Genomic DNA, 13764 nt, shown 5'->3' on the forward strand with positions numbered 1-13764 from the left:
CTAATTCTGTTAAAATAATGCCTTCAAACCCAGGTTATACAACCTTGTCTGGGGAGCAGTTGTAATATTCGTCTCCAATAACTCTTTTTCTTTGGCCACAGTAAGGAGGTTGAAACCTGCTACGTACACGCCTAGTTCTTTCACTACTTTACTTTTAAGAAGCTTTTGTGAAAAATTATAGGAAACCTGAACTTTAGACAAGTCTACTCTATCTGTGGTATAAGTCCAAAAATCAGAATCCCTGAAGTTGTTATTCCCCGCTGTAGTAGTAAGCCTTGGGAAGGTAGCAGTATTTTTTGTCTCCTCTGTCCAACGGTCGCGAACAACTACTGAGTATTTATCGGCTCCATTCACCCAAAAATAATTGTTGTTCTTCATGCCTATACCACCGAACCTACCGGTTCCCAGAGCAAACACCGAAAAGTTTTTCCATTTAGCGGTAAAATTAAGCCCCATGGTCAACGGGGAACCAAACCATCCTCCACGACCGAGATATACATAATCTTTGCCATCAATTACCTTGTCATTATTCTGGTCCTTATACTTAATATCACCCGCCCTAACTTCACCATAAGCTGGTTTAACCGCTCCATTATCTTCCCGGCTGCTAGCAGCTGCAGCTTCAACTGCGTCCATATAGAATCCTTGACTTTCAAGCCCCCAAACAGCATCTAAGGGTTTGCCCTGTCTGTACTGATACTCATCCAGATAAACTACTTTGTCCGCACGTTTTGTCGCTTCAGTGGTATAATAGGTAGCTGAGGTACCCAGCCCTAAATCTACCGCACCTACCCTCTTCTTCAGGTTTATATTAAAATCTAAACCAGTGCGTAAATCAGCATTGTAATTTACATAAGGAACCAATGACGACACCGGAAACTGTTGTGAAAAATAGTTTGGAAATAAAGCATTGTTTTGAATAGGAATATCTGAGTTATTAATGCGGAAAGCATTAATACCAAAAGCAAGTTGCTTTTTGAACATACTACCCTGAAGACCTATACTCACTTCCTTTCTTTTCGCAAAAGTCAAATCAGGATTTGCTCCACGTCTGTAATCTGTTGACATATAGCCTGAACCATCGCTCCAACCATAATAGGTCCCATTGGTAGGCTGAATAAAAATGTCCTGATATAAGAAGTAATCATTCAAGTCAAGATCTGTATGTAATATACCTGCACTGGCGGTTAGCATCAGATTGTCGAAAATTGAAGAACCTTTCATAAATGACTCCTCACTAATCCGCCAGCCTAAGGATGCTGAAGGTGAAAATGCGGTACGCTTACCTGGAGCATACTTGGCGGAGCGAACGAATGCTCCCGTAAAATCGACGTAATACTTTTTGCTGAGGTTATAACCCAGTTGCAAGCCTAAATTCGAGTTCGCCTCGGGTTGATATTCTTGAGAAAATAATACCCGGTAAGCTGTACCCATTAATATAGCCGAAATATTGTGTTTGTTGCTGATCGATGTGTTATAATTAAACTGACTTGAAATTGATGTGGTTTGTCTGTAATAACTGTCAGCAATCACTTGTTCACCATTCCTGCTATCTAGGCCAAACGGCGCGCTAAGGCTGCCGATAACATCTTTACCAGAGTAATCTGTCCAGTTTGCCTGATAAGTTGCATAACCGTTACGATAACCCTGATTGTATCGGTTATAATAATCCTGACCAAATGTGGTACTAAAGGTTAGACCTTCAAGAATTCCTTTTAAGTCTGCGTCAATTCCTGTTGTAAACTGGAACTCGCGTTGAACATATCCATTGGTACCACCAAGATAGCCTGCTGCAATTGGGTTAGTTTGGTCAACTGATGTTCCACCCGCCAAATACTTACCATCGATAATGTTAGCTGAACTAACTACCGCCCAACTAGGTGAATCGGTTTCCTCTATAAAGCTAAGTGGGATAAGTGGTACGAATCTGTTAGGACGTATTGTCGATGCACCACCGAAATAATCAGTATTTATACCCCGACCAGTCGAAAAAGCCGCGGTAGCATCTACCCGAGCCTTTATAGCCCTTGTTAATTGCATATCTACATTACCTCTAATGTTGAAACGATCACTGGTATTGTTCTTTTTAGCCTCGCCAAAATTTAAAAGAGAACCTGAACTGTTAAAGCCAATATTACTGTAATAGCGGGCACGTTCGTTACCACCATAAATCTCCGTCACTGCATCGTAGCGTCCAAAACTACTCTTCAAATAATCTGAAGAATAAAAATCTACGTCCGGATAACGATATGGATTTATTCCTGAATGATTATAAATTTCTGTGTTTGTAAATAGTCCATTTGGAGTAACGCCAGGAGTAGCATCATTCATTAATGCTTCATTATACAGCGTCATATACTCAGAAGACCCCAGGTAACTCGGGAATCGTTTGGGCACATTAACCCCGGCATTTGTGCGTACATTAATTTTCTGTTTGCCCTCAATACCTCTTTTAGTGGTAATTAATATAACCCCTCTGGCACCGCGGCTCCCATAAAGCGCTACCGCAGGAGCACTCTTCAAAAACGTAATTTGGTCAACCTCATTAGGGGTAACGCTTTCAACCGAGCGTGGAATACCGTCCACCAAAATCATCACACCTGTCAAACCCCATATTCCATTACCGTTAAACCCGGGAGCCAAAGCATCCATTCCGTCCAAAGTATATGTGAAGTAGTTATCTTCAAGCAAACTAGCTACGTCAACATTCGAAACGCCGGCTGGAAGGTCGGCTTCATCAATTTGCTTGAAAGCAACCTGAACACTCCGAACATCCTTCGCCAGAGAAATCTCGGTAAGATCTGATGTCGCAACAATCAGCGACGGTTTATAACCAGGTGCGGTTACCATAAGCACCGCATCTGTTGGAACTTCAACAGTAAAACTACCAGACTGATCGGTAACAACTGAGATGTTATTCGTCTCATTTACGACAGACGCGCCTTTGATAATCTCTCCAGCAGGACCTTTAACAGTAGCTTTTACAGATATTTTAACAGCGTCTTGAGCCCTAAGTACGCTGGCAAACAGCGTAAATAAGACGCATAAGACAATTGCTATTTTTGAATATTTCATCATTTTATCTTTAATTTTCTAATTCTTTGAAATAATGAATTTTACCAGCCCGGGTTCTGTTTAAACTCAGGATACATATTAACATCGGTACGTTTTAACGGTAACCAATAGTGCTTTTCCGAAAACGGGCGTGTTAGAATCAGTTTCTCGCGATAATTTAAAACTTTGTTAGTCTTAGGATCCTTACTTGCATCCAGGGGAGCGGCACGGTCGAATTCAGCTGAAGTTTTTAAGGTGTAAGGCGATTCTGTTAATAACCTCCAGCGACGAAGGTCGTTAAAACGATGCCCTTCAAAAGAAAGCTCAACTGCCCGTTCACGACGAACCTCGTCCATGAATTTATCAGGAGTAAGGTACGAAGCAGTAAGTGGTAACACTCCTGCTCTTGCACGAACAGTATTAATGGCATCAGCAGCGGTTTTACTATAACTAGCGACATCTGATTTTGCAGTAGCCGAATTATTGTTACCAGCTGCCACAGCTTCCGCATACATTAAATACACATCTGACAAACGCATGTAAGGAACCCTTATATTTAGGGAGCGTGAGTAATCCCAGCCTAAATCAAATTTATTTGCGTTGTTGGGGACAAACTTCTTAGTCATAAACCCGGTACGGCTGCCGGTGCGCTCATCGCGATAACTACCTCCGCTGAAAAGGTTTGCGTAGCGATTTCCTTCTTCATTAGCAGGCATAGCACCTTGTACAATCTTTTCGCCATCAAATGCGATATCTTTATAAAATCTAGGGTCACGATCCTTGAAAGGATATTGAGGATCGTAGCCTGAAGCCGGGTCTGCCTGGTATTGATTTTGTATCGGCAATCCGTTCTTCATTCCATAGTAGCCTACATAGTTAGCTGGCGGAGAGAAGATAACGGTTTCTGCGCCAACGATTTGGGGAGTGTACTGTTTTGCAGTATTGTAAGTTGAACCGTGTGCATCCCAGTAAGGTCCCGAGAAAATATTTTCAATCTTGCCTCCGTCAGCCCCGCTAGGCAAAGCCCACTGTTGCCCAACCGTGTAGAAGTTAGAATTATACTTCTCAAAAGGGACAAGAGCATATTGTGTTTCACCACCTTCGACCATGCTCAACACTGCAGCGAAGGCATTAGCAGCCTTTTTGGCTAGTTCAACATTATATGTTTTGCTGCCAGTAGATTCATGATTCATCAAAGGACTGGCTGCCCACAGGTAATTCTTACCAAGGTATGATAAGGCCATGATTTTGTTTATACGAAGCTGGTTTTTGCCACCAGTTTTCTTTCCTGCTGTAGTGTTATCCCAATTTATGGGCAAAATAGCCGCAGCATCGGCAAAATCTTTGGCTGCTTTCTCTGCAGTTTCATGGTAATTCAACCTGGGTTCCCTCAATATCTCATCTCCTGGAAGTACCCGGTCGACGTAAGGTAAGCCACCAAAATACTGCATCAATTGAAAGTGAAACCAGCCGCGAAAAAACAGTAGTTGGCCTTTTATAAGGTCCCGCTCTTCATCCGTAGCGTTAACCATCAAATCCATATTCTCAAGCCCCAGGTTGCATTTACGAATGCCGTACCAGGCCAGAGGCCATAGGCCCTTGTCAAACCTGTTATTGCCTGTAGCTGCATTATCGTCATCCAGCCAGCCAGCGTCCCAGCCGTCGAACTGACGTTGCCAGCCCCAAAAATCGCCCTGGTCTACCTTAATAATAAAATGGAAATTATTGGTGGTTGACTGAATCTCATCTTCACCAAAATTCCAGCTATTGGTCCAATAACCGTTTGTAAAGTCAGGGATACAATTATATAGTTCTTCGGTAAATCCCTGAAAATTTCTGAAATCCTTAAATGCAGTTTCAGCGTCTACAATTGATTCAGGCTCTCTGTCTAAATACTTTTTACAGGAAACCATTCCCGTCATCGACGAAATCATCCCTGTTATCAATATTAATTTTAAATATCTTTTCATAATGTTCTAATTAGAAGGTAATATTAGCACCAAGGTTGTAACGCTTTACACTAGGATATGCACCTTGAGATGCCCAGGCTTGTCCGCCAGCACCCTGAAGATTTCCCTCACGGTCATCAGGCATCTTTGTCCACAAGTAAAGGTTATTCCCATTCAAAAACACCCTCACACTAGACATTCCAGCTTTCTTCACCCAATTTTGATTGAAAGTATAGGCTATTTCAGCATTTTTCAATCGGATATAAGAAGCATCGAACATATAGTTATCCGCTGTATAATATCCTGCCGGTGTTGAATCCCAGCGAGGCATTGGTCTGTCTGCATTGGTGTTATCCATTGACCAATAACTACCCTCTTCATAAGCAACAGTGTTCTTGTTTCCAAGAGTACCAAGCACAACCTGACGAGTTACGTTGTTTACTGCATAGAACTGGGCAAACGCACTGAAGCCTTTCCAATCAAATCCTAAAGTTGCATTGTATGTATTTTCAGGAGCGCCAGAATATCCGTAAGGTATATTGTCGTTAGCATCTATAATACCGTCGGCATTATAATCTATTAAGTGCAGGTTACCCGGAATTTTCTGATTGTCATTTGTGTTATGTACAGTACTTGCGTAAAGTTCGTCCCAGGTATTATAAAAGCCTGAACCTACCGTAGCATAAGCCTGTCCAATCGACTTGTCAATTGATTTAGAATATAAAGGCAGCAATTCAGCAACATCAGCAGAAATCACTTTATTCGTAGCTCTGGTGAAATTTATATTAGACCATAAACGAAGATCGGTGTTCAACTTCTTATTAAATCGTATATCAAATTCATAACCTTTAGAGCGTACACGACCAGAGTTTGCAAAAGGTGCAGTTGCTCCGTAATAGCTCGGAACAGCCCTGTTAGAAGTCAAGATGTCTTTACGATCATCCTGAAAGAAATCGATACTACCACTAAGCATATCTCCGAAAAGGCCGAAGTCAAGGGCTATATTTTTCTTAGTTACAGACTCCCAACGAACTGTTTCATTTCCTACCCTGGCCTCCCGGTACCATTGATATGGGCTATTTTCGGCCGGTATACCGGTAACTCCCATCGGCGTTGTTCCGCCAAATACCCATTGTGTCTGATATAAAAACCGGTTTTGAGCAGAGCCACTATCATCACCAATCTGTCCGTAAGAACCTCTTAATTTCAAAGTGCGGATAAACTTAAGTGGCTTCATAAAATTCTCTTCAGATATCATCCAGCCCAATGCTCCAGATGAAAAGAAATCAAAGCGATAATCCGGGCCAAACTTTTCGGAACCGTTGTAAGCTCCGTTATACTCCGCACTATACTTCCCTTTGAAACTATAAGTAGTTCTGAAAGCCCAGTCTTCACGATAAGAAGGAATCATCGAACCCGTTGCGTTTTGGTCCCGGCTCCATAAACCCATCGCTGTAATATCATGCTTATCAGCAATATTAGTAGCATAATTTAATTGCGCCTGGGTAAATAATTTTCGGAATGTAGCGCCATTATTAACGGAACCAGATCGGTTGTTCCATCTTGTGGCTTCTCTCCACTCGAGATTGGTAACTCCCATAGTATAATTATTCAAAGTAACTGCCCCAGTTTCAGGGTCTATGTATTTTGCAAGGGTTCCTGACGGGTCCTCTATGCCACGCTGGTTCTCCTGAAAAGTATTATCAATCGACACAGTACCTTTAAAGTTTAAACCCTTCAGTAAAACACCGAGATTCTGTTCCAGAATAAAGTCTGTCGTAATACGGGAAGTAGTTATTTTCTGGTTTCCGGTGGTAGATACCAATTGGGCAGAGTTAAGCGCCGATTGCTCTGAGGGTTGATAATATCCCCATGTTCCGTCTGAATATCTTGGCAAATACACATTAGATGGAGCAGAATAGGCTGCAGTCCATGTATTGTATGGATTAACACCTATCCAAGGACGGTTTTGTAAACCTCTGGAACCATAGATATTTGTTCTAAAAACAGTGGAAGGCGTTAGTTGAAAGTCCAAATTACTACGAACATTCAATCGCTTAAAACCATAACCATTGTCATAGCCTCTGTTATTTTCAAACTGTCTAAATAAATCTCCTTCTGTAAGATAATCCACAGACGAGAAGTATTTAACGAAAGAAGTTCCACCTGCAACATTGAGATTAGCATTATAAGACATCGCATTATCCCTGAACAAGGTATTCACCCAATCAACGTTTGGATAGCGTTCAGCTTCTTCCAAGTTCGCGGGATAACGATATTTTGAAATCGTTTCCTGAGGAAGGATAGAGCTCCAGGCGGTCGGGCGTAAAGCCAACTCGTATTCAATCGCACGGTTGCGGACTTGGAACATGTCATATGAATCCAATTTACCCGGAAGTTTAGACGGTGCTTTCATTACCGTGTTGACAGAAGCCCGAATTTGAGCTTTTCCCTCTTTACCTCTCTTAGTAGTAATTAAAATTACACCATTTGCTCCCTTGACACCGAATACTGCGGTCGCAGAAGCATCCTTTAACACAGATATAGATTCTACAGAACTGATATCGATATTATTCATGGAGCGCTCTACACCATCAACCAAAATCAACGGGCTGGCATTATTCCATGTACTGCGACCACGAATAAGGATTTCAGGATCTTCTTCGCCCGGCATCCCGTTACTCGCTGTAGTGATTACTCCTGGTAAATTTCCAGTTAAAGCAGCTCCTAAACTAGAAACCCCGCCCGTACGTTCCAGCGTTTCGCTGGTGGTTTGCGTAATAGCACCAACCACACTTTGCTTTTTCTGTGTACCATAACCTACTACCACAACCTGCTCTAACAATGCAGCGTCATCTTTCATTGTTACGCTCACCGTATTCTTACCGTCGATACTAACCTCCTGGGTTGTCATCCCGAGATATTTGATCACTAGAACTTTCGCGTCAGCAGGTACACTAATTGTAAACGCACCGTTTTCGTCAGTTACCGCGCCGGCGGTGCCACCTTTTACGTTGACACTTGCTCCAATAATCGGCTCCCTTTGCTGATCGAGAACAGTTCCTCTTACCACCCGGCTTTGCTGACCGAACACAATGCCCGCCATCAACAGAAGCAGAACTGTAAAATTTATTTTTAACGCACGCCCCCGCAAACTTTTCTTACCCGGAGCGGGATTACAGAATATGTTAATTTTTTCCATTATTAAGGTTCTAAAGAATATAGAAATATTTAGGTTCGATTTACTGCTTTGTGGACCACAACTCCCGTATAGGCAATAGCATACGTAAAAGAAGGAAAGGGTTCTTTTAAAAGATTTGAAAATTTGTTCATACCTGAGGTTTAATTATTAGTAGTTTGATTAGTACTTGATCATATGTCGAAATCCTGACCCTGAATACAGACAGGATTAAAAATCCCGCAGCACAAAGTCTCCGACTATCCGCTTCCTAACGACTGAATGTAAATAGGAATACTTTTGGATAAACAACCCTGACAGTTGTTTTTAAGTAGTAAAGGTTTTAGCATATAAGTTTAATTAGTTATTTCTCTTAATTGCCCATTGGCTACAAAATCCGAATCGGTTCTCATCGCCGGGCACTGGTTTGATTGGTCAGTCAAACGCCCCTATTCTCACTCGCCTGGAGTTTGAATATCTAAAGGTAGATCAGGCGGCTTTTTATGTATGGCACATTTGTTCATATTCCTATCTCATTTGTTCATATAGCTGCTCACAAGGCGTATTTTCAGTAAAATCTACTTTTTATGCCAACGTTGACATTTATTGGCCTGTTTTACTGAAAAAATCAAAATGAACACCACATTTTATTTTGCTTTTAGAATAAGAAAAACCTTAAACTTATCCGAAAGATCTCATATTGGCCTGTCTCAAAGCGCTAGTTCATACCGCTCCCAACCCGACAAAGACAATTAATAGATTTCGAAAAACCCGCATCTATTTCTTCTTAAAATTCACAACTTCCCAATAAGCTTTCTTTGGCTGCAGATTAGCATCAAACAAAAGCGGGTAATTCTTTCTTCCCGGAACCGGATACGTATCCAGCCAGGTATACCGGTCAGAAATATTCCAGAAGGTGACACTCGTAACCACTTTCTTATGGTCTCTGAAAACTTTGAATACCTTTGAATACTGTTCAATCTGCTTTTGTTCTAAATCTGCCGTGAGAATATCCGATTCACCGGCGCGCTTCTGCCTCCTTTCCTTCTCCCAGGGATAAACAGACATATCAAGCTCGGTAATATGGACTTCCAGACCTAAAGAAGCCATCTTCTCTATAGTGTTGCGAAGTTCTGCTTCAGAAGGCTCATAGATAGACCAGTGTGCCTGCAAGCCCACTCCATCTATCGGAACTTTTGCATCCACTAACTTTTTCATCAGCCGATACAATTTTTCCATTTTGTCGGGTCTTTCCGTATTGTAGTCATTGTAAAAAAGCTTAGCATTAGGATCTGCCTGCCGGGCATACTCGAAAGCTTTCACAATAAAATCTTCGCCACAGATCTGATACCATAGCGAATTTCTGAGAAATTTTGTGCTATCATCGTCAATAACTTCGTTTACTACATCCCAGGCATAGATTTTCCCCTTATACCGGCCCGCTACCGCGAAGATGTGATCTTTTAGTCGCTGCAAAAGGACTTCTTTGCTTACTTGCTTTCCGTCAGCATCTTTAAACATCCATGCAGGCGTCTGCTCGTGCCAGCACAAGTTATGTCCGCGAACACCGATGCCGTGCCGCTGGCCAAAATTCACAATAGAATCTGCATCGCGCCAGAAATATCGGTTTTCCTCGGGGTGTATAGGCCCCATCTTCATCGCGTTCTCTGCTGTGATACTATTATACTGTTTCAATATAAACGCTGCGGTTTCACCGCTCAAATCCTGAGGTCTCACAGCCACGCCCATTTTGAAGTAAGATTTATAATAATCCTTAAGGCCTTTGTCGACATCAGTCGACTCGCTCCTTCTGCTAATACAGGCTACAGCAATTAAAGTGAGAGATGCAATTATGAATAACGCTTTTCTATTCCTCGTCATTTGATATAATATAGTTAAGATATTTACGGTCTCCGGGGCATATCCGGAATTTAATAACCTGCGCAGAAGTAATTAATGGTACAGGTTTACTGTGATAATCCGGAAGTTTATATATTCTCCGAATGATCGCCTGGACCTTTTATTTCTATGCTCTAAAAAAACAGTTTATACGGTTTTGAATTATTGATTAGTCATCATACCCGACGGTGTAAAAATAGAACCGGGGAAAATAGAATGGTAACAGGATTGTCCCTGATTAGGGAACAAATGTTCAAGCCAGCTAAAATGCTATGTTTTGAGAGCGGGTGCCCTTAGTCGCCTTATTTGCTTTTTCTAGATCAATTACGCTTCTGCCCGACCAGAAATTCCCTTAATGATACAGAAATGTTACTGAAAACAGCCCTTAAACCGGCATCCGTAAACATCTGTTACGACATTCTAATCAATTTCGCCAAGCGGCGGACGCTAACGCCAATATCTTTGTTCAATATTTGCAAACTCAATCAAATGCACAAACTAACAAAGACAAACTCACTCTTGGCCCTAACCATAATATCAGTATTATTAATGGGCGCTACAGCACAAAAACGAAACGACAACCCCAAAAAGGGTTTGAAAGACTACTATAAAAAGTATTTCCCGATAGGTGTAGCCGTAAGGCCGTCAGACCTTCGCGATGGTGATGAGAAAAAACTCATATTAAAAGAATTCAACAGTATTACCGCCGAAAATGCCATGAAAATGGCGCCTTTGCACCCGGCCGAAAATCGCTATTTCTGGAGAGATGCTGATTCGATAGTGAATTTTGGTGTTCAGAATAAGTTAAAAGTACGAGGTCATACGCTGTGCTGGCATGCACAGGCGCCGTCGTGGATGTTTGTTGACTCGACAGGAAAACCGGCAACAAAAGAGTTGCTGCTACAGCGTCTGAAAAGCCATGTGCAAACCGTCGTTTCGCGCTATAAAGGAAAAGTATACGCCTGGGACGTAGTAAACGAAGTGATCGCCGATGATGCATCTTTCCTCAGAAAAACGAAATGGACTGACATTACGGGAGACGAATTCATAGAACATGCTTTCCGGTACGCGCATGAGGCTGATCCGAAAGCTATATTATTTTATAACGACTATAACACCGAAATTCCGGCAAAGCGCGAGAAAATTTACCGCTTGCTGAAAGGACTGCTTGATAAGGGAGTTCCTGTTCATGGTGTGGGGCTTCAGGCACATTGGTCAATCAGTTCTCCTTCCAGAGAGGAACTGGAGAAATCGATTCAAATGTTCTCTTCTCTGGGCCTGCAGATACAGTTTACAGAACTGGATGTATCGGTTTATTCGGGAAGGCAGGGCGGACAACTTATTCAGGGACAGCGCCGCCAAATGGAAACTCCGGTTTTTACTCCCGAAATGGAACAACAGCAGCTGGAAAAATATAAAATGGTATTTGAGGTTTTCCGTAAATACCGCAAGAATATCACAGGCGTAACTTTCTGGAACCTATCGGATAAATACAGCTGGCTGGACGGCCGTGGTAGAAAAAATTACCCTTTATTGTTTGATACTAATTTGAAGCCTAAGAAGGTGTATCATGAGGTGCTGAAGTTTTAAAAGGCTTTGTTCGGGACAGGTTCGGAAAGGCTTCGGAAGTTTCCGAACCTGCCCCCCTCTTTTTCCGAACACGCTCCGAACAAAGCCGCCTTCCGTTCGCAGAATCCGGCAAGTTTTCGCAAATACTCGCAAAACCATACGATAAGCTTCGGGAACTACAAATCGCCCAGAGCGGGTAGAAAAAATCTATGCCCTAAAATATTCTTACCTGGAACGGCACAAGCGTAAGCCCTGATCGGGGCCGAGCCCGCTCGCTTCAAAACTATGGCGGTTGGATGATTGGCAACGGTATTCGGCACCAATCCAGCCGCCACCTCTTTGAACCCGGACTAATCCCCGCGTTATTTCAAAATCTTCATACCAGTCTTCACACCACTCTCTAACATTACCCGACATGTCGTAAAGCCCCAACTCGTTGGGCTGCTTACGGCCTACTGGTCTAGTCTGGCAATTATTTTGCTCCAGCAGAGACCAGGCCCAGTCGCCCTTTAAAGTTGAATTTCCTGAATTCCTCCAATACCATGCTACATCATCAATGGTATCGCTTCCGCTGTAAGTGTAGCTCTTACTCTTCTGCCCCCCACTTGCTGCATATTCCCACTCTGTTTCGGAAGGCATACGGTAGCCCTTACTAGCTACATCGATCATTACAGTGTACTTGAGGCTATCAAACTCACTCTTATTAACCGTGTCTTTTATTTTACTGATAGAATAATACGGCTTCAGACCTTCTTTTACACTTCTTCTGTTGCAGTATTCAATACAATCGTACCAACTTACCGTCTCTATAGGCAAGCTGTCTCCTTTAAACTTCGAGGGATTAACTCCCATCAACTCCTTCCATTCTTTTTGTGTTATCTCATATCTTCCGATGTAAAAGTCAGAGACCATCACTCCTTTTCTATACAGATTCGATTTTGTATTTATAAAGGCACCACCTTTCACCAGCACAAAAGCAGGGTCTTCGTGCTCCTTTGGCGTACAGGCAGTAAAGACAAGCACTGTCGCTGCCAGCATTAATAATATCCGCATCGATATTTCTTTTTAAGTCCATCCCGGCAACACTTACAAGCACGACCGGTGGTAATCTCGTTTATAATTATTCTGATTCAATAAAAGCCGACGGTATTTGAACCGCCGGCCTACTAATTCAGTGACTATTACTTTACCATGTTAGATTAATTTGTTATTGCTGCCAGACAGTTGCGTTGACATAACCGTTACTTCCGCCATAAGCCTCTGTTAACAAGATCGCAGCCGGTGAAATATCACTACCAAGGCCTAAACCAACATTGGCCCAGGCATTAGCGTGGTTAGCAAAGGTGATGACTCTGTTTTGTCCGGTAGGTGCCTGCGAGGTCCGGGTGCTGAATACCTGACGAAAAGTTTGAGTTCCATCAATTGAGGGAGCGTTGTAGCGCATAGCAGTATAAATATCGTATGTACCACCGTCAGAGCTCACCGATCCTCGGCGATCGGTTGAAGTAGGCCTGTTGTTACCCCATTTTTCATTCACATAATATTCGATAAGAGGGCTTCTTGTCCAACCGTAATAACCGAAAACGCCACCACCGTTGTTAGTGAATGCGCCACAGTTGTAGCCTACTCGCCTTGTACGCGAGCCTGTACTCCAGCCTTTACCGCAGGTAAAATTGCCAGTATAGTTCCAGGAAACGCTATAGTTACCTCCGGAACCATTGGTGTAAGTGACGTATCCGCTTTGATCGTCTTTCCAAAGCGACCAAAAGTAGCCGTTATTCGTTCCGGATTGATAAGATTTCACATCGGCTGAACCCTTTGCCTGATTAGCGGAAGAACTTTCCACAGCGGTTTGATCCGGCATCTCTTCCTTTTTACAACCTGTTAAGAGCGACATACTTGCGACAAAAAAAAGGATGATGGTTACAAAAGCAGCCTTCCCGGCTACTTTGTTAAAAATTTTAATGTTTGGTTTCATTGATTGTTGATTAAATAAGTAGTTAGTTGTTTGGTTGGTTAATAATTAGTCACCTTGGTGTCTATTAGTTTCTTTGATATATCTCTTTTATTTAGGCAGACATAAGTTTTCGCATGGCAATGCCCTCGCAAATAGTT

7 protein-coding genes are annotated in these 13764 nt (G+C 42.4%); 1 reads left to right on the forward strand and 6 read right to left on the reverse strand.

The genetic code is table 11. The features are described from left to right. Nucleotides 1–9: 9 nt before the first annotated feature. From J3P43_RS13030 to J3P43_RS13045, 4 genes are all read right to left on the reverse strand, one after another. On the reverse strand, nucleotides 10–3078 hold the full coding sequence (locus J3P43_RS13030; RefSeq protein WP_255903072.1) for a SusC/RagA family TonB-linked outer membrane protein: 3069 nt from the start codon (nucleotides 3076–3078) through the stop codon (nucleotides 10–12). 38 nt (nucleotides 3079–3116) lie between these two features. Beyond that, entirely contained in the window at nucleotides 3117–5024 is a 1908-nt protein-coding gene (locus J3P43_RS13035; RefSeq protein ID WP_255903074.1) for a RagB/SusD family nutrient uptake outer membrane protein, read from the reverse strand. A 10-nt stretch (nucleotides 5025–5034) separates the two neighbouring features. After that, the gene (locus tag J3P43_RS13040) at nucleotides 5035–8205 is read right to left on the reverse strand and encodes a SusC/RagA family TonB-linked outer membrane protein (protein ID WP_255903076.1); all 3171 of its coding nucleotides are present in this window, start codon (nucleotides 8203–8205) and stop codon (nucleotides 5035–5037) included. A gap of 753 nt (nucleotides 8206–8958) precedes the next feature. Further along, entirely contained in the window at nucleotides 8959–10062 is a 1104-nt protein-coding gene (locus tag J3P43_RS13045; protein WP_255903078.1) for an endo-1,4-beta-xylanase, read from the reverse strand. A gap of 507 nt (nucleotides 10063–10569) precedes the next feature. Here J3P43_RS13045 and J3P43_RS13050 point away from each other — a divergent pair. Then, nucleotides 10570–11670 (forward strand): endo-1,4-beta-xylanase, encoded by a 1101-nt coding sequence (locus J3P43_RS13050; RefSeq protein ID WP_255903080.1) that lies wholly within the window; start codon nucleotides 10570–10572, stop codon nucleotides 11668–11670. 204 nt (nucleotides 11671–11874) lie between these two features. On the opposite strand, the gene J3P43_RS13055 is transcribed toward J3P43_RS13050, so the two are convergent. Then, nucleotides 11875–12702, reverse strand: a complete 828-nt coding sequence (locus tag J3P43_RS13055; protein WP_255903082.1) for a formylglycine-generating enzyme family protein — start codon at nucleotides 12700–12702, stop codon at nucleotides 11875–11877. 154 nt (nucleotides 12703–12856) lie between these two features. Further along, on the reverse strand, nucleotides 12857–13627 hold the full coding sequence (locus J3P43_RS13060) for a glycoside hydrolase family 11 protein (protein ID WP_255903084.1): 771 nt from the start codon (nucleotides 13625–13627) through the stop codon (nucleotides 12857–12859). Nucleotides 13628–13764: the final 137 nt, after the last annotated feature.

The organism is Paradesertivirga mongoliensis (assembly GCF_024436395.1).
Lineage (GTDB): Bacteria > Bacteroidota > Bacteroidia > Sphingobacteriales > Sphingobacteriaceae > Paradesertivirga > Paradesertivirga mongoliensis.

What these genes read in the sequence shown, in the direction of transcription:
- J3P43_RS13030 (WP_255903072.1), bottom strand. Translation starts at nt 3,078, where the DNA reads ATGATGAAATATTCAAAAATAGCAATTGTCTTATGCGTCTTATTTACG.
- J3P43_RS13035 (WP_255903074.1), bottom strand. Translation starts at nt 5,024, where the DNA reads ATGAAAAGATATTTAAAATTAATATTGATAACAGGGATGATTTCGTCG.
- J3P43_RS13040 (WP_255903076.1), bottom strand. Translation starts at nt 8,205, where the DNA reads ATGGAAAAAATTAACATATTCTGTAATCCCGCTCCGGGTAAGAAAAGT.
- J3P43_RS13045 (WP_255903078.1), bottom strand. Translation starts at nt 10,062, where the DNA reads ATGACGAGGAATAGAAAAGCGTTATTCATAATTGCATCTCTCACTTTA.
- J3P43_RS13050 (WP_255903080.1), top strand. Translation starts at nt 10,570, where the DNA reads ATGCACAAACTAACAAAGACAAACTCACTCTTGGCCCTAACCATAATA.
- J3P43_RS13055 (WP_255903082.1), bottom strand. Translation starts at nt 12,702, where the DNA reads ATGCGGATATTATTAATGCTGGCAGCGACAGTGCTTGTCTTTACTGCC.
- J3P43_RS13060 (WP_255903084.1), bottom strand. Translation starts at nt 13,627, where the DNA reads ATGAAACCAAACATTAAAATTTTTAACAAAGTAGCCGGGAAGGCTGCT.